At 71.4% G+C, this 18503-nt stretch carries 23 protein-coding genes; 13 read left to right on the top strand and 10 right to left on the bottom strand.

Translation table 11 applies throughout. The annotated features are described in order from the left end of the window. Positions 1-7: 7 nt before the first annotated feature. Both LDL49_RS12775 and LDL49_RS12770 read left to right on the top strand, forming a co-directional pair. Positions 8-775: a hypothetical protein gene (locus LDL49_RS12775; RefSeq protein ID WP_225291214.1), complete on the top strand. Its 768-nt coding sequence runs from the start codon at positions 8-10 to the stop codon at positions 773-775. A gap of 93 nt (positions 776-868) precedes the next feature. Continuing rightward, positions 869-1723 carry a DUF2268 domain-containing putative Zn-dependent protease gene (locus LDL49_RS12770; protein ID WP_225291213.1) on the top strand — a complete coding sequence of 285 codons (855 nt, stop codon included), beginning with the start codon at positions 869-871 and terminating at the stop codon, positions 1721-1723. Positions 1724-1818: 95 nt separating this feature from the next. Here LDL49_RS12770 and LDL49_RS12765 read toward each other — a convergent pair whose 3' ends face one another. Beyond that, positions 1819-2469 (bottom strand): response regulator transcription factor, encoded by a 651-nt coding sequence (locus LDL49_RS12765; protein ID WP_225291439.1) that lies wholly within the window; start codon positions 2467-2469, stop codon positions 1819-1821. Between the two features lie 79 nt (positions 2470-2548). After that, on the bottom strand, positions 2549-3865 hold the full coding sequence (locus LDL49_RS12760; protein ID WP_225291212.1) for a sensor histidine kinase: 1317 nt from the start codon (positions 3863-3865) through the stop codon (positions 2549-2551). Between the two features lie 137 nt (positions 3866-4002). Between LDL49_RS12760 and LDL49_RS12755 the strand changes: the two genes are divergently transcribed. The 3 genes from LDL49_RS12755 to LDL49_RS12745 all read left to right on the top strand — a co-directional run bounded on the left by LDL49_RS12755 (position 4003) and on the right by LDL49_RS12745 (position 6172). After that, the gene (locus LDL49_RS12755) at positions 4003-4566 is read left to right on the top strand and encodes a ClpP family protease (protein ID WP_225291211.1); all 564 of its coding nucleotides are present in this window, start codon (positions 4003-4005) and stop codon (positions 4564-4566) included. A gap of 1 nt (position 4567) precedes the next feature. Next, positions 4568-5185 (top strand): ATP-dependent Clp protease proteolytic subunit, encoded by a 618-nt coding sequence (locus LDL49_RS12750; RefSeq protein ID WP_225291210.1) that lies wholly within the window; start codon positions 4568-4570, stop codon positions 5183-5185. 225 nt (positions 5186-5410) lie between these two features. Further along, on the top strand, positions 5411-6172 hold the full coding sequence (locus LDL49_RS12745; RefSeq protein WP_225291209.1) for a TSUP family transporter: 762 nt from the start codon (positions 5411-5413) through the stop codon (positions 6170-6172). 43 nt (positions 6173-6215) lie between these two features. Here the strand turns inward: LDL49_RS12745 and LDL49_RS12740 are convergent, their stop codons facing one another. Together LDL49_RS12740 and LDL49_RS12735 are read right to left on the bottom strand one after the other, a co-directional pair. Beyond that, the gene (locus LDL49_RS12740) at positions 6216-7364 is read right to left on the bottom strand and encodes an MFS transporter (protein ID WP_225291208.1); all 1149 of its coding nucleotides are present in this window, start codon (positions 7362-7364) and stop codon (positions 6216-6218) included. 40 nt (positions 7365-7404) lie between these two features. Continuing rightward, on the bottom strand, positions 7405-8166 hold the full coding sequence (locus LDL49_RS12735) for a DeoR/GlpR family DNA-binding transcription regulator (protein WP_263654938.1): 762 nt from the start codon (positions 8164-8166) through the stop codon (positions 7405-7407). A gap of 43 nt (positions 8167-8209) precedes the next feature. Between LDL49_RS12735 and LDL49_RS12730 the strand changes: the two genes are divergently transcribed. The 3 genes from LDL49_RS12730 to LDL49_RS12720 are packed head-to-tail and all read left to right on the top strand — an operon-like array spanning position 8210 to position 10078. Further along, positions 8210-9181: a helix-turn-helix transcriptional regulator gene (locus LDL49_RS12730; RefSeq protein ID WP_225291206.1), complete on the top strand. Its 972-nt coding sequence runs from the start codon at positions 8210-8212 to the stop codon at positions 9179-9181. Between the two features lie 29 nt (positions 9182-9210). Then, positions 9211-9825, top strand: a complete 615-nt coding sequence (locus LDL49_RS12725; RefSeq protein WP_225291205.1) for a LysE family translocator — start codon at positions 9211-9213, stop codon at positions 9823-9825. A gap of 40 nt (positions 9826-9865) precedes the next feature. Next, positions 9866-10078, top strand: coding sequence for a hypothetical protein (locus LDL49_RS12720; protein WP_225291204.1), 213 nt, complete (start codon positions 9866-9868; stop codon positions 10076-10078). Here LDL49_RS12720 and LDL49_RS12715 read toward each other — a convergent pair. Beyond that, a complete protein-coding gene (locus tag LDL49_RS12715; protein WP_225291203.1) occupies positions 10075-10533 on the bottom strand; it encodes a GbsR/MarR family transcriptional regulator in 459 nt (152 codons plus the stop codon). The genes LDL49_RS12720 and LDL49_RS12715 overlap by 4 nt on opposite strands. A 58-nt stretch (positions 10534-10591) precedes the next feature. Beyond that, positions 10592-11104 carry an alpha/beta fold hydrolase gene (locus LDL49_RS12710; RefSeq protein WP_308016114.1) on the bottom strand — a complete coding sequence of 171 codons (513 nt, stop codon included), beginning with the start codon at positions 11102-11104 and terminating at the stop codon, positions 10592-10594. Between LDL49_RS12710 and LDL49_RS12705 the strand changes: the two genes are divergently transcribed. Then, positions 11060-11674: a TetR/AcrR family transcriptional regulator gene (locus LDL49_RS12705; RefSeq protein WP_225291202.1), complete on the top strand. Its 615-nt coding sequence runs from the start codon at positions 11060-11062 to the stop codon at positions 11672-11674. The genes LDL49_RS12710 and LDL49_RS12705 overlap by 45 nt on opposite strands. 42 nt (positions 11675-11716) lie before the next feature. On the opposite strand, the gene LDL49_RS12700 is transcribed toward LDL49_RS12705, so the two are convergent. After that, complete coding sequence (locus LDL49_RS12700; RefSeq protein WP_225291201.1) at positions 11717-12595, bottom strand: SCO6745 family protein; 879 nt, start codon at positions 12593-12595, stop codon at positions 11717-11719. 96 nt (positions 12596-12691) lie between these two features. Between LDL49_RS12700 and LDL49_RS12695 the strand changes: the two genes are divergently transcribed. Next, the gene (locus tag LDL49_RS12695) at positions 12692-13216 is read left to right on the top strand and encodes a CGNR zinc finger domain-containing protein (protein WP_225291200.1); all 525 of its coding nucleotides are present in this window, start codon (positions 12692-12694) and stop codon (positions 13214-13216) included. A gap of 105 nt (positions 13217-13321) precedes the next feature. Here the strand turns inward: LDL49_RS12695 and LDL49_RS12690 are convergent, their stop codons facing one another. Beyond that, positions 13322-13900 (bottom strand): TetR/AcrR family transcriptional regulator, encoded by a 579-nt coding sequence (locus LDL49_RS12690; RefSeq protein WP_225291199.1) that lies wholly within the window; start codon positions 13898-13900, stop codon positions 13322-13324. A 17-nt stretch (positions 13901-13917) separates the two neighbouring features. Continuing rightward, positions 13918-14073, bottom strand: a complete 156-nt coding sequence (locus tag LDL49_RS12685; RefSeq protein WP_225291198.1) for a hypothetical protein — start codon at positions 14071-14073, stop codon at positions 13918-13920. A gap of 225 nt (positions 14074-14298) precedes the next feature. On the opposite strand from LDL49_RS12685, the gene LDL49_RS12680 reads away from it, so the two are divergent. The 3 genes from LDL49_RS12680 to LDL49_RS12670 all read left to right on the top strand — a co-directional run bounded on the left by LDL49_RS12680 (position 14299) and on the right by LDL49_RS12670 (position 17023). Further along, on the top strand, positions 14299-14877 hold the full coding sequence (locus LDL49_RS12680) for an ArsR/SmtB family transcription factor (RefSeq protein ID WP_225291197.1): 579 nt from the start codon (positions 14299-14301) through the stop codon (positions 14875-14877). Further along, positions 14874-16346, top strand: a complete 1473-nt coding sequence (locus LDL49_RS12675) for an MFS transporter (protein WP_225291196.1) — start codon at positions 14874-14876, stop codon at positions 16344-16346. Before LDL49_RS12680 ends, LDL49_RS12675 begins: the two co-directional genes overlap by 4 nt. Before the next feature lie 62 nt (positions 16347-16408). Continuing rightward, a complete protein-coding gene (locus LDL49_RS12670; RefSeq protein WP_225291195.1) occupies positions 16409-17023 on the top strand; it encodes a YigZ family protein in 615 nt (204 codons plus the stop codon). Between the two features lie 191 nt (positions 17024-17214). On the opposite strand, the gene LDL49_RS12665 is transcribed toward LDL49_RS12670, so the two are convergent. Further along, positions 17215-18459 (bottom strand): isochorismate synthase, encoded by a 1245-nt coding sequence (locus LDL49_RS12665; protein WP_225291194.1) that lies wholly within the window; start codon positions 18457-18459, stop codon positions 17215-17217. Positions 18460-18503 lie beyond the last annotated feature (44 nt).

The raw sequence follows: 18503 nt of genomic DNA, 5'->3' as shown, positions 1-18503 counted from the left end.
TGCTTTCATGGCAAACGTGGCCAGTCCGCTGCAGTACGGAGATCCGCCCCGGCTGGGGCCGTTCGTGGTGCAGGCCCGCCTGCACTCGGCGCCGGCCGGTTTCGTCTACCTCGGACAGGGGGCGGACGGGCGCGCCGTCTCCCTGGCCGTGCTGACCCGCGGCGCCGCCTTCGACGCCGCCGCGCGCGAACGGTTCGTGACCGCGATGCGCGAGGCCGCGCCGGCCGGCATGCGCGGCTGGCTCGGCCGGGCCACCAAGACGCGCGCCGCGGTGCTGGAAGGCGCGCCGGAGGTGCTGGCGATGGAGACCGGCACGGCCCCCTGGGTGGCGGTGCCGTACGCGCCGGGCCGGCAGGGGGCCGAGTGGTTCCTGGAGCCGGTGATGGTCGGCGGCACCCTTATCGGCCAGGCGCACGGCCCGGACTTCGTGCCGTACTGGCTGACCGACCGCGCCCCCGCCCTGCCCGGGCAGCCGCGTGGACGCCGGCCGCTCACGGAGACGCGCCGGCGGGTGCTGCTGGCCGCGCTGGCGCTGGCCGTGCTGTTGCTGCTCGGTACGGTGATCGCGCTGCTGCTGATCATGGGCAGGGAGGACACCGAGCCGCTGCCCAGGCCCCTGCCGCCGACGAACTTCCAGCCGACGGCGCCCCCGACACCGGCCACGCGGGAGCCGCAGCAGCCGACGCCCAGCCAGACGCCGGCGCCGAGCAAGAGCGGGCAGGCCACGCCGGGGCCGTCGCCCGGCGAGGACACGGGAGACGGCTCGCCGCTCTGATCTCCCGGCTCGCCGGTTGTGCGGGGCGCGGTTTCCGGGTCGTGGGTTTTCGGCTTGAGCCTCACGTTGCGTGAGGTTCTAGCGTCCGTGGACATGGAGTTCATCGTTCAAGACACGCTCACGCCCATGGCCGAGCTGCTGGAGCAGCCGCTGGAGCGGCGCCCCGACCTGCTGCGCGAGCTGCTGGCGCCCATCCGCCAGGTCATCCCGATGCCGGGCGACATCGTCGACATCCACCACCAGGGCAGCGGCTTCCGGGTGGACGCCGAGGACCCGCGTTACCTGCCCGCGCTCCACGCCATGATGGAGGCGGACGTCCTGGGGCAGATCGAGCACGAGCTGCACCGGGCCGCCGATCGGCTGGCCGGCCTCAAGCTGCCCGACTCGTTGCGGGTGCTGTTCGTGCTGGGCGATCCCGCCAGCGAGCAGCTGATGAAGGTGACGGGCGGCTACTACGGGATGGGCAGCTCACCTGGCCTGCTGTACCTGCTCGGGTGGCCGTCGGAGGAGATCATCGGCAGGATCGCGCACTGTGCCGTCCACGAGTTCCACCACCAGGCGCGGTACACCAACGTGCCGTGGCATCCGGTGGTGGGGGAGCACGTGATCTCCGAAGGGCTGGCGGAGGCGTTCGTACGGGAGCTGTCGGGGGCCGAGGCCATGGGGCCGTGGTCGTCGATGGTCGGCGGCGAGGAGCTGGACCGGGCCTACGAGAAGATCATGACCGACTTCGATCTGGAGGGCATGCTCCTCACGTCCGCGTACGTGCTGGGGGACACCACGGTGTCGCGGTTCGGGCAGGAGCCTCGCGGCATTCCCGACATGGCGGGATATGCGGTGGGGTTGCGGCTGGTGGACGCGCACCTGGCCGCCACCGGGATGACGGTCGCGGAGAGCACGGCGCTGCCGCTGTCGCAGATCGTGCCGCGGGGCGAGGCTTCGTCCTAGCGGGATGAGGCTTCGTCCTAGCGGGGTGAGGCTTCGTCCTAGCGGGGTGAGGCTGAATCTGAGCGAGGGAGGCTTGGTCGAGCTGGGGCTTCGTCTCAGCTCGGTGAGACGAAGCCCGACTCGTAAGCGGCGATCACGGCCTGGGTGCGGTCTCGCGCGCCCAGCTTCGTGAGCACGTTGCCGACGTGCGTCTTGACGGTCTCCTGGCTGACGACCAGCTCGGCGGCGATCTCGCCGTTGGACAGCCCCCTGGTCATCAGCCGCAGCACGTCACCCTCACGGCCCGTCAGCCGCCCGATGCCGGGCACCGAGGCGGGCCGGGCGTCGGGAGACCGGCGGCCGGCCAGCGTCCGGATCGCCGCCGGGAACAGCAGCGACTCCCCGGCCGCCACCAGCTTGATCGCGTGGACCAGCTCGTCGGGCCTGGTCCGCTTGAGCAGGAACCCGCTGGCGCCCGCCCGCAACGCCTCGTAGACGTAGTCGTCGTTCTCGAACGTGGTGACCACCAGCACTTTGGGCGCCTCGTCCATGGCCACCAGGCGCCGGGTGGCCTGGATGCCGTCCACGGCGGGCATGCGTACGTCCATCAGGACCACGTCGGGCCGCTCGCGGCGCACCACGGGCACCACCGCGGCGCCATCACCGGCCTCGCCGACCACGCTCAGCCCCGGCTCGGCGTCGATGATGACGCGCAGACCGGCCCGGATGAGAGCCTCGTCGTCGGCGATCACGACCTTGAGCGTCATGAGCGCGACCGCCGGGGCGCCGATCGCAGGGGCGTCGACCGTGGCTGTGCCGACCGTGAGGGTGCCGACCATGGGGGTGTCACGGAACCGACCGTAGTGGCAGCCGGACGGACACTCGCCAGCCGCCCTCCACGGGTCCCGCTTCCAGATCACCGCGCAGCAGCCGGACACGCTCCCCCATACCGGTCACACCCCGACCACCCGACCGGCCGCCGGGCTCTGTGCCGGGGCCGGCGGCCGGTCGGCTGTCCGGTTCCATGCCTGGCCGCGTGGCCTGCGTGCCCGACTGATCGGCCTGTTTGGTCTGTGCGCTCGGCCGACCACTCGACCGGGCGCCGTGCGCGGCGGTCCCGTTGGTGATCTCCACTCTCAGGTCGTCGTCCTGTACGGCGACGGTCAGGCGTACCGGCCCTTGGCCGTGTCTGATGGCGTTGGTCAGTGCTTCCTGGACGATGCGGTAGGCCTCCCTGGAGACCACGGCGGGCACGCCGGTCAGGTCGCCCACCTCGCGGCGTACGTCAGCGCCGGTGGCGGCGGCGAGGTCGCCGAGATCGGCCAGCGTCGCCTGCGGCGGTCCGGCCTCCGGGGGCGGGGAGCCGTCGCGCAGGACGCCGAGGACGTGGTCGAGATCGTCCAGGGCGGCGCGGGCCGACTGCTCGATGGCCGTCAGGGCCGTCCTGGCCGTCTCCGGGTCGCGGTCGAGCACCCGGCCGGCCGCGGCGGCCTGGAGGGTGACGACGCTCAGGGCGTGGCCGACGGAGTCGTGCAGTTCGCGCGCCAGCCGGTTGCGCTCGGCCAGCGTACGGGCTTGACGCTCGGCCGCGGCCAGTCGTTCGCCGGGGGTCGGGCCGAGCAGCACGGGGGCGAGCCGGGCCAGCAGGGTGCCCCCGCCGGCCGCCACCAGCACCACCGCGCCGAGCACGGCCAGCCCGATCAGGGGCCAGTACAGGGCGGCCCAGCCCGGCTCGACGTCGAACCCCAGCAGGCGCGCGGGCCCGCCGACGAACGGCACCGCGAACGTGAAGACCGTGAACGGAATCCCGGCCAGCGTGAACCCGCTCGCCACGCCGCCGACTCCCAGATGGAGGGTGTACCAGGCGGTCGTGCGCCACCGCTCCTCCCACGACCGGCGCGCCTGCCTGGGCGGCGTCTCCATGCCGGCGCCGAGCAGCCCTTGGGCGGCGCTCACCTCCAGCGCCCGTACCGGCAGGAACAGCCCGGTCACCGCCACCACCGGCAGCACCGCCGCGAACACCCCGAGCTGGGCGGGCAGATACATGTTGACCGACCGGCCCTGGAGCAGGCCCGACGTGAGGACCCCGGCCATCATGTACGGCATCAGCAGCGCGCCGCCGAGGATCAGGCACGCCCATCGCCGGGGCAGGTTCCATCTCACACTCGCGATTGTATGTCGATGGTTATTCGCTCTCGGTGGAATGCGCCTTTAGAGAAATGCGCCCCCAGCGAAAAGGAGCTGGAATTCCGGCGGCCCGGGTCTAGCGTCGTTGAATAGTTCGAGAGAAAGGCGATTCCATGACGGAGACCCAGCGTGCGGCCTGGCCTGACCAGGTAAGCCAGCGCTTGCTGAAGGAACGCATACTTGTTCTCGGCCAGGAGGTCGACGACGAGATATGCAATCGGCTGTGCGGCGAGCTCCTTTTGCTGGCGGCCGAGGACCCCAACCGGGACATAACGCTTTACATCAATTCGCCCGGCGGATCGGTGACCGCGGGGATGGCTCTCTACGACATGATGCAGTTCGTCCCGTGCGACGTCGCGACGGTCGCGATGGGCTTCGCCGCCTCCATGGGGCAGCTGCTGCTCTGCGCCGGCGCCCCCGGCAAGCGCTACGCGCTGCCCAACGCGCGGATCGTCATGCACCAGCCGCTCGGCGGCATCGGCGGCTCGGCCAGCGACATCCAGATCCAGGCGGAGAACCTGCTCTACACCAAGCGCAGGCTGGCCGAGATCACCGCCCAGCACACCGGCCGGCCGCTGGAGCAGATCCAGGCAGACTCCGACCGCGACCGCTGGTTCACCGCGCAGGAGGCGCTCGACTACGGATTCGTCGACCACATGGCCCAGGGGATGAACTGACATGAGCGGACGCTACGTGCTGCCCTCGTTCACCGAGCGCACCTCTTACGGCATCAAGGAGATGAACCCGTACAACAAGCTGTTCGAGGACCGGGTCATCTTCGTGGGCACGCCGATCGACGACACCAGCGCCAACGACGTGATGGCGCAGCTGCTGACGCTGGAGTCGCTCGACCCCGACCAGGACATCAACATGTACATCAACTCGCCGGGCGGCTCGTTCACCGCCATGACGGCGATCTACGACACGATGCAGTTCGTCCGGCCGGAGATCCACACCGTCTGCATCGGCGAGGCCTCCTCGGCCGCCGCGGTCCTGCTGGCGGCGGGCACGCCCGGCAAGCGCGCCGCCCTGCCGCACGCCCGCGTCCTGCTGCACCAGCCCGCCACCGAGGGCGGCCGGGGCCAGTCGAGCGATATGGAGATCCACGCCAGGGAGATCCTGCGCATGCGCGACCAGCAGGAGGCCATTCTGGCCAGGCACACGGGCAAGACGGATCTGGAGATAAGGAAGGACATCGAGCGGGACCGGATCTTCACGGCCGAGCAGGCACGCTCCTACAACCTGATCGACGACATCTACGCCTCCCGGAAACGGACACTGACGGCCGCCCGCTGAAGTGCGAGGTGGACGCTGGTGGCCGCTCGCTGAGATGCGGAAGCCGCCATTGGTAGTCGCTCGCTGACGCGGGGCGATGACGAGGACCTGCGGGGCGGTCTGCTTTGAGCTGGTGCGAAGCGGCCGTCCCGAGTCCTTCGGGGTAAAGGGGCATCCCACCTGTCCGACTGCTAAAGCAGGACATATACGCTTCTGGCGGTTCTCAGGGGAAATCGGGGGAGTGGCGTGCCGCTGGAGCATGTGGTGTTGGTGTTGGCGGCTGCCCTGTGCGCGGGCTGGGTCGACGCCGTCGTGGGCGGTGGCGGGCTGGTGCAGTTGCCCGCGCTGATGGTGACGGGCATACCGCCCGTACAAGCGATGGCCACCAACAAACTCTCCTCCGTCTTCGGCACCGCCTCGGCCGCCGTGACCTACGCGCGCACCACCAAGCTGGACCGGGCGGTCGCGCTGCCCGGCGTGGGGCTGGCCGTGATCAGCGCCGGGCTGGGCGCCCTGGCCGCGGCCGCGATCTCGGCCGAGGTGCTGCGTCCCGCCGTGATGGCGGTGCTGGTCGGGGTGGCCGCCTTCGTGACGCTGCGGCCGGCGATGGGCTCGGTGCCGCAGCCCCATCTGCGGACGGACGGCCGCGTCGTGGCGGCCGTGACGATCGCGGGCGTGGGCATCGCCTTCTACGACGGCATCATGGGGCCGGGTACGGGGACGTTCCTGATCATCGCGTTCACCACGATCCTCGGACTCGACTTCGTGTCGGCGTCCGCCTCGGCGAAGATCATCAACACCGGGACCAATCTGGGCGCGCTGTTCGTGTTCGGCTGGCAGGGGCATTTGCTGTGGGGGCTGGGCCTGGGGATGGCCGTCTGCAACGTGGCCGGCGCGCAGGTGGGCGCCCGCATGGCGCTCAAGCGCGGCACGGGCTTCGTCCGCATCGTACTGCTGTGCGTGGTGGTGGCCATGGTGATCAGGCTGGGCTGGCAGCAGTTCGGCTAGACCTGACCGACCAGAGCACCTGACCGGCTTAGGACCCGACCGGCTACGAGTCGACCGGCTCGGCCGTACGAGTGCGCAGCGCGGTCGCGGCCAGCGCCACGAAAGCGGCCAGCAGTGCCGGTACGGCCAGCGCCCGCGGCAGCCCGGAGAGCTCGGCGATGCCCCCGATGAGCACCGGCCCGGACAGGAACCCCAGATAGCCGATGCTCGCCACCCTCGCCAGCGCTCGCCCCGCGAACGCCGGGTCACGATGCCCGGCGGCCGAGAACACCTGCGGCACGATGCACGACAGCCCCGCCCCGAAGCACCCGAACCCGGCCACCGCCGCCACCGGATGCCCGATCGTCAGAGCCAGTCCCAGCCCGGCGGCGGCCAGCAGCCCGCACCCGCGCACCAGCGCCACCGGCCCGAAGCGGGCGGCCAGCCGGTCCCCGGCCAGGCGCCCGGCCGTCATCATGATGGAGAACGCGGCATATCCCGCCGCCGCGAACCCCGCGGACGCGGCCAGGTCCTCCCGCAGGTAGACCGAGCTCCAGTCGGCCGCCGCGCCCTCGCCCACCAGGCAGCAGAACGCCAGTACGCCGAGGAAGAGGATGCCCTTGGGCAGCCCCGTGCGTACCCCGTCCGCCGGGATCACCGGGGCGGGCCGGGAGCGCAGCGCCCATGCCGCCGCCCACGCGGCCAGGAGCGCGACCACCGCCCCGACGGACAGGAACGTGACGGTAGGGGAGAGCGTCAGGTGCGCGAACAGCCCGCCGGCCGCGGCGCCCGCGAACCCGCCGATGCTGAACACCGCGTGGAACGACGACATGATCGGCCGCCCCCACGCGCGTTCCACCTCGACCGCGTTGGCGTTCATCGAGACGTCCAGCACCCCGTGCACCACGCCGAACCCGAACAGCGCCGCGGCCAGCGTGCCCAGGTTCACGGCGTAGGCGGGCAGGACGAGCACGACTCCCTGGAGCAGCGCGGCCGGGATCATGACGCGGCTGCTGCCGTAGCGGTCGACGAGGCGGCCGACCGCCTGCATGCCCGCCACCGCCCCGGCGGCGATGGCCAGCAGCGCCAGGCTCAGCCGCCCGTCGCTCAGCCCGAGGTCCTCCTTGATGGCCGGAATCCGGGCCGTCCAGGTGCCCACGGCGGCCCCGGCCAGGAAGAACAGCAGGCAGACGGCGATCCGGGCGCGGTTCACTGAGGCTCCCGAACGAGACGGACGACGATCCGGGCGCGGTTCACGGCGACTCCTGGACGAGGCGGACGGTGACCCCGGCGGCCACCAGGGCGTCGTGCTGCTCGCGCGGAATGCCGTCGTCGGTCACCACCACGTCGAGCCGCGAGATCGGACAGACCGCGCCGAACGCCGTCCTGGCGAACTTGCCCGAGTCGCACGCCACGACCACCCGCCTGGCGGCGGCGATGGCGGCCTGCTTGACGGCCACCTCCGGCAGGTCGTGGGCGGTCAGCCCGTGCTCGGATGACAGGCCGCAGCAGCCGATCACCGCCGTGTCGAAGCGCAGGGCCTTGATGGAGGTCTCGGTCAGGGGGCCCATGAAGTTCAGCTCGCCCTGCCGTACCTCTCCGCCGGGCAGCACCAGCCGTACGCGCGGCGCCGCGGCCAGCAGTGTCACCGACTGGAGCGCCAGCGGGAGCACGGTGAGCCGGCGGTCCAGCAGCGCGCGCGCCACTTCCAGCGCGGTCGTGCCGCCGTCGAGCAGCACCGCCTCGCCGTCGGCGATCAGCCCGGCAACCTCGGCACCGATCCGCTGCTTGGTCTCGACCGCCTCGCACTCCCGCACGCCGAACGGCGGCTCCTCGCCACGCAGCAACAGGGACAGCGCGCCGCCTCTGACCCTGCGCAGCACGCCCTGCTGGGCCAGCTCGTCCAGGTCGCGGCGGATCGTCATCTCCGACACGCCGTGCTCGGCGGCCAGTTCGGCGACCGAGACGCTGTCGTGGGTGCGGAGGGTGTTCATGATGGACATCACACGTTCCATGTGTTCATACAAACATGATGAATGTGCGCAATACAATGGGGCCATGCGCGCCAGCCGTCTGCTCTCCCTCCTGCTGCTCCTGCAGGCGCGCGGCCGGATGACCGCCACCGACCTGGCCGCGGAGCTGGAGGTGTCGGTCAGGACCGTCTATCGCGACGTCGAGGCGCTGTCGGCCGCCGGCGTGCCGGTCTACGCCGATCGCGGCCCGGCGGGCGGCTACCAACTGCTCGACGGCTACCGCACCCGGCTGACCGGGCTGACGGCCGAGGAGGCGTCGTCGCTGTTCCTGGCCGGCCTCCCCGGGCCGGCCGCCGAGCTGGGGCTGTCCGAGGTGGTGGCGAGCGCGGAGCTGAAACTGCTGGCCGCGCTGCCGCCCGAGCCGCGCTCGCACGCCTCCCGGATGCGCGAGCGCTTCCTGATGGACGTGCCGGGCTGGTACCGCGACGCCGACGACGTGCCGCATCTCAGCGAGGTGGCCGCGGCGGTCTGGGAGCAGCGGCGGCTGCGGATGACCTACCGGCGCTGGGGCAAACAGGACGTCGAGCGGGAGGTGAATCCCTACGGGCTCGTGCTCAAGGGCGGCTCCTGGTATCTGATCGCCGCCCCCGACGGGCAGTCGCCGCGCACCTACCGGGTGGCGCGCATCCTGGCGCTGGAGACTCGGCCCGGCGGGTTCGACCGGCCCGAGGGCTTCGACCTCGGCGACTTCTGGCGGGACTACTCGCGCGAGTTCCGCGAGCGCATGTACACCGCCGAGGCCGTCATCAAGGTCGCCCCCGGCACGGACAGCCTGCTCGCGTACACGATGGGCAACGACGTCGTCACCGCCGCGCTGGCCGAGGGCGGCGAGCCCGACGCGGAGGGCTGGCGGACGCTCACCGTGCCGATCGAGTCGCTCACGCACGCCCGCTGGCTGCTGCTGCGGCTCGGGGCGAGCGTCGAGGTGCTCGGACCACCCGAACTGCGCGCGCTGATGGCCGAGGCGATCGCGGAGCTCGGAAAAATCTACGGCTGAATCCGGGCGATTCTGCCACGATGCCCTGCATGTATCTCATCGCATTCGTGGGCGCGTGCATCTTGGTGGCGATGGTTCCCGGGGTCAGTACGGCGATCATCCTCAGGCAGACCCTGCGGGCCGGGCGCGGCTCTGGCCTGGCCGCCACCCTGGGCAACGAGGCCGGCATCCTGATCTGGGGACTGGCCGCCGCGTTCGGCCAGTCGGCGCTGGTGCTGGCCTCGCAGGTGGCCTATGACGTGATGCGCGTCGCGGGCGCGGTCCTGCTGGTCGTGATGGGCGCGCAGTCGCTCTGGCAGGCCCGCCGCAAGGACTCGCCGCCGGTCGAGGTGGACGCGGTCAGCGGGCGGCGCAGGTCGTTCCTGGCCGGATTCGGGACCTGCCTGGCCAATCCGAAGGCGGCGGTGTTCGCGATGTCGTTCCTGCCGCAGTTCGTGCCGCGCGGGCAGAACGTCCCGCTCACTCTGGTCACGCTCGCCGTCGTCTGGGTGCTCGTGGACCTGCTCTGGTACGGCCTGCTCATCTGGACCGTCGCCAAGGCCAAGGCGTTCCTCGGCCGCCCGGCGGTCAGGCGGCGGCTGGAGCAGCTCTCCGGCGTCGTCCTGATCGGGCTCGGCCTGAGGCTCGTCCTGGATTCGCGATGACCATGCGCTGGACGACGTTAAGGGGGATTACCTTAAAGGGATGACGAACGACCTCGCGACGCTGATGCGGCAGGCGCAGGACGAGGATCCGCTGCGGGCGCTGCAGGCCACCACCGCGTTGCGGCACGAACTCGAGCGCATGGAGGCGGTCCAGGTGCGCCGGGCCAGGGTGGCCGGGCTGCCGTGGGCGCAGATCGCCAACGCGATCGGGGTGAGCAAGCAGGCCGTGCACAAGAAGTACGGCAGGGGCTAGCGTTCGCGCCATTTGCCGAGGAGTTGGGGCAGCTCCCGCTCCACGAACTCGAAGTAGTCGCGCATCCTGGCCAGGTTCGCGCCGGCCACGGTGGCGTCGCCGCCGACCGCCTCGACCGCGGCCGACGCCTCGCCGGTGATCTGCCGGAAGATCGGCATCTTGGTCAGCGTGAGCTCGTACCAGGCATCGTCGGGCAGGCGGTAGACGTCGCGGCGGGATCCGGGCACCGGCTCGCGCACCACCAGGCGCATCTGCGTGAGCAGGCGTACCGCGCCGGAGATGGCGGCCGGGCTGACGCCGAGCCGCTCGCCGAGCTCGGCGGCCGTCAGCGTCCGCTCCTCGGCCGCCATCATCGTGAACAGCACCCGCGCGGCCATGGGCGGCAGGCCCCAGTCGGAGAAGATCCGCGCCATCCGCTCGACCGCGTGGCGCACGGCCTCCTCGTCACGACTCACAGGCGGATTCTACGGGCTTCACCAACGGGCGAAGTTTCCGGCGAGGCGCGTGGCGAGGTCAGGACATCGCCGTGGGGCGTCGGGAACGGAGCTCTTCCTCGGGGAGCGGGTTGAGCACGCCGCCCGTGAAGGCCGTGCGCACAAAGAAGTCCTGGTCGAGCACCAGCTTCTCGCCCTGCGGTCCGCGCATGGCCTCCGCGCGGGTGCGCGGGCCCTCGCCCAGTTCGCTCCAGGACATCGGCCGGACGATGGTCTCGAAGAAGGCCACGCCGCGGACGCGGCCAGGGTGCCGGGCCGCCCAGTCGAAGGCCAGCGCGCCGCCCCAGTCGTGGCCGATCAGCACCACCTCATCGAGGCCCATCCGCTCGAACCAGGCGTCCAGGTAGCGGGCGTGGTCGCCGAACCGGTACGGCACGTCCGGCCTGCCCGAGTGCCCCATGCCGATGAGGTCGGGGGCCAGGAGGCGGGCGGTTGCGCCGACCGCGGGCAGCACCTTGCGCCACAGCCGGGACGAGCCGGGGTTGCCGTGCAGGAAGACCCAGGGGGCGCCATTCCACCGAATCCGCAGCACCGCAGCGAGAAGAGCCGTCGCGCCACGCTCGACGCGGCGCTCGATCTGTGCGCCGAGCAGGGATATGCGCAGGTGACGGTGGAAGGCATCGCCGCTCGTGCGGGCGTGAGCAAGAAAACGGTCTACCGGTGGTGGCCGTCCAAAGGCGCGGTCGTCCTGGAAGCGGTCCATGGTGCCGCAGTGCAGGCGACGGTTTTCCCGGACACCGGCGATCTCGCCGCCGACCTGCGTACTCAGCTGTCCGGGGTCATCGATGTGCTGAGCGCGCCGCGCACGCGGTCGGCCTTCATCGGCGTACTCACCGAGGCCCAACATGACCCCGACCTCGCCGAGCAGCTGCATGCCCAGTGCATCGGCCCGCGTGTCGAGCAGTTCGACCACCGCCTGCGCAAGGCCCAGGAGCAGGGACGACTTCCGGCCGACACCGATCTGGACGTGATCATGGACCTGCTGTACGGGCCGATCTTCCACCGCCTGATGGTCCACCTCCCGCTACCCGACGAGGCTTATCTGCGCAGGGTGCTCGACACCGTTCTTCCCGCGCTCGACCGGCCTGCTCGCCGGGGTTGAGCCCGGTCCGCGCGCGCTGGCCGACCGGCCGGGGTACATCGGTCAGTCGGGGACCTTCACGGTGGCGATGGCGAGCGTGCTGGTCATCGGGAGAATGCCCGCCTCGAAGACGGCTCCCAGAACCGGCTGGATGAGCTGCGCCAGCCGATCGGCGCGCTGCTCGCCCAGCCGCCGCCACGGTTCGGCGGCCAGGTCGTCGGTCATCCGCTCGACCTGGTCGCGCAGCGCCCGGCCCTGGTCGGTGGCCTGGCCCTCGCCGTCCACCAGGCCGCGCCCGGCCAGCCGGTCCTGGGCGGCGGCCCACTCGCTCTCGCTCCAGCCGCGCCCGGCGAAGTTGGCCACCGGGGCGCCGCCGATCGCGGCCAAGGAGACCAGCGACTCGCACGGGTCCAGCTCCGCCGCCTGCAGCGCCACCAGGTGGCCGTCGCCGCGGTGCTCGCGCAGCACGGTGGCGGCGTGCCAGAGCGCCAGGTGCGGCTCATCGGGCCAGGGCAGGTCCAGGTTGGCGGCGGCGAACGGCCGTCCGCCCACCGTCACGCTCTCAGCCACCTGCCGGGCCAGCTCAGCGGCCTCGCCGAGCGCCCCGACCCCGTCGCCGTCGCCGAGCATGGCCCGATAGGTACGGTCCACGGCCCGGTGGCGTGCTCGCAGCACCTGTTCGGGGCTCGCGGTGTCCCAGACGGCCGGAACGTGTTCGGCGATCGTCCGCGGGCTGAAGCTGTAATAGGTGGCGAAGGCCAGGTTCGTGCCCGCACGGCCCAACGGCGCGGTGCGGTAGGCGAAGTAGCTCGGCCAGCGCGACTCCACGTCGTAGCCGATCGCCGCCGCCTCCTCGAAGGCCTGCGGGGAGAAGTACAGCGCCGCGTGGATCGGCTCCAGCTGGTGCCACATGCGCCGGGCGAGTCTTCCATCGATGGACATGCCGATTCCTCACTGTCTAGATAAGCTATGGCAGTGACGATAGACTCCTGGCGCATCACTGGTCAATCGCAAATAGACAGTTATGTTGGCCGGTGGGTGGAGCTCGCCGTCCTCCTGGTGAACGTCCTCGCCGTGGGTGAGGCACATGGGCGCGACCTTGAGCCGCCGGCCGACGGGGCCGCGCGCCGTGCCGCCGTACTCGATGCCACGGCGCGTCTTGAGCGGCCGCCCGCCGGGGCGCTGACCGCCGCCGATGCCGACCACCTCGCGGAGGTGGCCGCCGAGTTGCGGCCCGTCTTCGGCGGCGGTCCCGATTCCGTCGGATCGCTCAACGCGCTGCTGGTACGGTACGGGGCCGTCGCCCACCTGAGCGGGGAGCCGCCCATGCTGGCCTTCCATCAGCCGGGGGCCTCGCTGGTCGAAGCCTGGGCCGCCGACATCGGCACCGCGCTGGCCATGGTGATCGGGGTGGGGCAGGGGGTGCGGCTCCGGTCGTGCGAGGCGGAGGGGTGCTCGCTGGTCTTCTTCGACGTGACGCGTAACGCCTCGCGGCGCTTCTGTGGGCTGTCGTGCCAGAACCGCGCCAAGGCCAGCGCGTACCGCGCCCGGCGGCGGTCCTAGGCGGTGGTTCGTCACGCGGCCGTCTCGATCCATGTGACGGTCGGCGGTGGCTAAGCGAGGGCTGAACGGGCCTGGCGCGGGGTTGGGCAGGCGTGGCGAGGAGGCCTATCGGCGATCGAGTGCCAGGGGTAGCACGACGTGGTCCACGAGGCGCCGGGCCAGTTCGCCGTCGACGGGCTCGCCGCTCACCAGTGCCCGGAAGAACAGGACCGCCGGTCCCACCTGCCACAACAGGTCGGTGTCGGCGCTGCGGGACAGCTCGCCCCTGTTCCAGGCCCGCTCGAAGACCTCCAGCGTCAACCGGCGGCGGGTCGCGACGTAGTTCTGCTGCACCGCGCGGGCCAGGTCGGCGTTGTGCAGGAGCTCGCCGACCAGGCCGGCGACGATGTCGCCCAGCCGGGCCAGCTCGGCCACCAGCGACTCCATCAGCCCGAGCAGATCGGCCCGCAGCTCACCCGTGTCAGGTGCCACCGGCGTGGTGGAGACGGCGTTGACGAACGCCGCCACCACCAATTCCGCCTTGGACGGCCAGCGCCGGTAGACGGTGTGCTTGCCCGCCTTGGCGCGTGCGGCCACGGCGTCGATGGTCAGCCGGTCGTAGCCGGTTTCGCGCAGCACATCGAGCACGACGCCGAGCAGCTCGGCCTCGCGCGCCGGCCCGCCCCGCAAGGGCGTCACGGACATGACTTCAAGAGTAGGCGTCAGCGCTGCCGGACTGTCAGGTCCATAGTGATGTCGTCACTGTCACTCTCGCTGACCTTCGTCATCTTGACGAGACCGATCGTGCTCTGGCCGAAGACGTGCCTTTCGCCTCGTCGGCTGCCGCTCTGCGTGCTGGCGAGGTAGACCTGCTCCATGCCACCGGCTCCCAGGTGCCCCACCAGGCGATAGCCGCCGATCTCCGGAGGGTCTTCGGGGGGCGAGGGGGTGAAGGGGGATTCAGGATCGCACTTTGCGTCGCTATGAAATCTACAATGTAAAGGCGCACTAGCGGACGGACGTCGATGGCGGGGCAGACGATTGCCAACATCTCTTCGCGAAGAACTCTTTGCGAAGAGATGTTGGCAATCTAAGATGAGGGCATGCCATCAGTCGTCGTTCTCGATGCCAAGGGCCTCCGGGCCCTCGCCCACCCGGTGCGGGTGGAACTGCTCCAGTTACTGCGCAAGTACGGTCCTTCGACGGCCACTCGGCTGGCCGAGCGCCTCAGTGTCAACTCCGGTACGGCCAGCTACCACCTGCGCAGGCTGGCGGCGGCGGGCTTCGTCGAGGAGGACACCGAACGCGGCAACGCGAGGGAGCGGTGGTGGCGGGCGGTGCACGAGGTGACCCGGCTGACCTCCAGCGATGTGGCCAGGCAGGAGCCTGAGGCGCTGATGGCCTACCTGCGCTCCGTGGCGGCAGCGCACAGCCTGCTGACACAGCGTGCGCTGAACGAACTGCAGACCATGCCCCGCCCCTGGTTCGACGCCTTGGACATCAGCCATTGGGCGCTCCGCCTCACCCCGGACGAGGCGGGGCGGCTCAGTGAGGAACTGCTGTCCGTGATCGACCGCTACCGGCGTGACGCGTCCGAGGAGACGGCTGAGGGTGCCGAACGCGTGTCGCTCGTCATGCACCTGCTGCCGGAGCCGGCCGGATCGGAGCCGGATCTGCCATGACTCCTCCTGTGACCGGGCGGTCCTTACGCCCGCTGGCCGGCGTTCTGGCCGCCATGGCGACGTCGCTGACCGGCACCCGGGTCTCGGCCATCGCGCTGCCGTGGTTCGTGCTCGTCACGACCGGCAGCGCCGCCATGACCGGGCTCGTGGCCTTCTGCGAGATGGCTCCGTACGTCCTGGTCAAGCTGCTCGCGGGGCCGCTGGTCGATCACCTGGGCCCGCGCCGGGTCTCGTGGGTCGCCGACGTGGTGAGCGCCGCCGGGGCCGGGGCCGTGGCTCTGCTGCACGCGCGCGATCTGCTGGCCTTCCCGGCTTTGCTCGGGCTGGTGGCGCTGATCGGCGCGGCTCGCGGGCCCGGCGACCTGGCCAAGGAGATCATGGTGCCGGAGGCGGCCGATCATGGCCGGATACCGCTGGAGCGGGCCGCGGCACTGTCGGGCGTGACTGAACGGCTGGCCGCCACGTTGGGTCCGGCGATGGGCGGGGCGCTGGTGGCGTTGGCCGGTCCGCTGGTGGGGCTGGCGGTCAGCGGGGCCTGCTTCACGCTCGGCTCCGTCGTCATCGTGTGGACGCTGCCACGCGCCCAGGCACCGTACGCGGACGCACCGCTCCCCGTCCGGACGCCAGAGACCCAGGGAAGCCCGGTCCCCGGGCGGACGCAAGAGACTAAGGGCAGCTCGGTCCCCGGGCGGACGCCAGACACCCAGGGCGGGCCGAGTCCTGTACGGGAGCCTGGGGAGGACCCGGCCCGTGATTCGGCGGGTGGCGAGGGGGAGCGGGCGGCAGGCTATTGGCGGCGGTTCGCCGAGGGGGTCGCCTTTCTGCGCGCCGAGCCGATACTGCTGGCCCTCACCCTCATGGTCGCCGTGACGAACCTGCTGGACGCCGCCTTCGCCCAGGTACTCGTCCCGGTGTGGGCCCGGGAGTCCGGCCACGGCCCGGCCGTGATCGGGCTGAACAGCGGCGTCATGGGATTGGCGGCGGTCGGCGGGAGCCTGGTGGCCGCCGCGGTGGCGCATCGGATGCGGCGGCGGGTCGTGTTCTTCGTGGCCTTCCTGGTGGCGGGGCCGCCGAGGTTCCTGGTCCTGGCGATGGACGCGCCGGTTTGGGCGATGCTGGTCGTGTTCGCGCTGAGCGGCCTCGGCGCGGGGCTCATCAACCCGATCCTGGGCGCGATCTTGTTCGAGCGGGTGCCGCGGCGGCTCCTGGGGCGGGTCAACGCCCTGGGAGACTCGCTGGCCTTCGCCGGGATTCCCCTGGGCGGGCTCATGGCCGGCGCGGCGGTGGCCGCCGCCGGACTGCCGCCGGTGCTGGTCACGTGCGGGGCGGTCTACTTCCTCAGCATCGGGCTGACCGGGTTGCGCCGTGAATGGCGGCAGATGGACCGGTCACGTGGCGTGGGCTCGCCCTCGGCACCAGCGTCAGCCTCAGCGGAAAGCGTCGGTACGGAGAGCGGTCGCAGCCCATGATGGACGTCCGGGCGGGGGATGCCAGCCCGAAGGGCCTGTCCGGCGAGCACTAATCTGTGGACGTGTCCTCCTACCTCACCCTCAGCGCCGCCATCGAGCACGAGACGGAGGCCCGTCGCTCCAGGTTCGTCTGCGCGGTCGCCCCGGCGAGGACACCCGCGGAAGCCTCGGCCTTCATCGCCGACCGCCGCCACCTGCACCCGAGCGCCTCCCACAACTGCACGGCCTACGTGATCGGCGACCACCGGAAGGGCGACGACGACGGCGAACCAGGTGGCACGGCGGGCACCCCCATGCTCCAGGCCCTGACCGGCAGAGGCTTCAACGACGTGGTTGCGGTGGTGACCCGCTACTTCGGCGGCACCCTCCTGGGCGCCGGCGGCCTGGTCCGCGCCTACAGCTCCGCGGTGACGGAGACCCTGGACCAGGCACGACCGACCAGGATGATCCCGGCGACCCTCATTCAGGTGACGGTGGCCCACGACCAGGCGGGCCGCATAGAGAACGACCTCAGGGCATCGAGACACCCCATCAGGGAGGTGTCCTACGGCAGTAAGGTCGTCTTCACGGTGGCGGTGGCGGACGACGAGACGGCCGCCTTCACGGACTGGCTGGCCACCCTGACGGCAGGCAGGGCTCAGGTGACGCCGGGCAACAGAATCCACGTAGCCGGCTAAGAACGCGGCCGTAACGGCGGCCGACCCTGTGCGGGCTCAGCGGCCGTGTCCCTGGAGGCCCTCAGCCATGTACGGCGTCTGGGCCCTCCCGTGCTGTGCCGTAACAGGAAATCAGGCCGTAACAGATGACCGCGCTGTGACAGATGACCGCGCCGTGACAGAAGGCCGCGCTGTGACAGAAGACCGGCAAGTCATCCTTCGAGCGCGTACTGCATGACGCGGAACTTCGCCTGCGCCTCGGCGAGTTCGGAGCTCGGGTCGGAGTCGCCCATGATGCCGGCGCCCGCGAACAGGCGCGCCCGGCGCCCCCGGACGATCCCCGACCGCAGCGCGATACCCCACTCCCCGTCCCCCTGCGCGTCGATCCACCCGACCGGCCCCGCGTAGCCCGCGCGATCCATCCCCTCCAGCTCCCGGATCACCTTGATGGCGGTGTCGGTGGGCGTGCCGCCCACGGCCGCGGTCGGGTGCATGGCGGCGACCACGTCGAGCACCGACGCGCCGTCGGCCAGGCGCCCGGTGACGTGGCTGGCCAGGTGCTGGACGTTGGGCAGCATGAGCAGCTCCGGCTCGTCGGGCGTCTGCAGCGACGAGCACAGCGGGGCGAGCGTCTCGCGTACGGACGCGATCGCGCACTCGTGCTCGTGCCGGTCCTTGGCCGAGGCGAACAGCGCCGCGCCGCGCGCCAGATCGTCGGCCGGCCCGGAGCCGCGCGGCGTGGTGCCGGCCAGGACGAGCGACTCGACCTCCTTGCCGGTGCGCCGGATGAGCAGCTCGGGGGTGGCGCCGACGAGGCCGGCCACGGAGAAGGTGTAGCAGTCGGGATAGCGGTGCGCGAGACGGTCGAGCAGGAGGCGTACGTCGATGGGCCGCTCGGCCGTGGCGATCAGGTCGCGGGCCAGGACGACCTTCTCCAGCTCGCCCTCGCGGATGCGCCGGGAGGCCTGGGCGACGACATGCTCCCATTCGGGGGCGGACAGGCTGCCGTCGCCGTAACTGATGCGGCCCGGGTCGCGGAGGGGGGTGAAGGGTTCGAGGCGCGCGTCGCCGATGGTGGTGAGCCAGGCGCGGCCGTCGCGCCGGGCGAGCACCGCCTGCGGCACGACGAGGACGGAGCCGGCCGCGTTCTCGTCGAAGGTGAAGGAGCCGAAGGCGACGGGCCCGACGCCCGGCATGCCGCCGGGACCGTCGAAATAGCCGTCCATGTGGGCGTCGCCGAACAGGTCGGCGAGCCACCGGCTCGCCCAGGCGAACCGGTCGGGACCTGCGGGCACGGCCACCCGCGCGGCCTCACCCCAGCCGACGAGTCCTTCGCCGTGCCGGATCCAGGCATAGGGGGCGGCGGTCCGGGGCAGGGAGGCCAGCAGGTCACCGGGGTCACCTATGGAGGTGGTGCGAACCGGTAGCGGGCGGGTTGTTCCGAGCGCGACACTCACCCAGACACTCTATGCGGGAACTGAACACGTTCGACTGGGACCCC

Source organism: Nonomuraea aurantiaca, assembly GCF_020215705.1.
GTDB lineage: Bacteria > Actinomycetota > Actinomycetes > Streptosporangiales > Streptosporangiaceae > Nonomuraea > Nonomuraea aurantiaca.
Note: the sequence above shows the minus strand (reverse complement) of the source record. Positions and strands in the feature narration are given on the sequence as shown.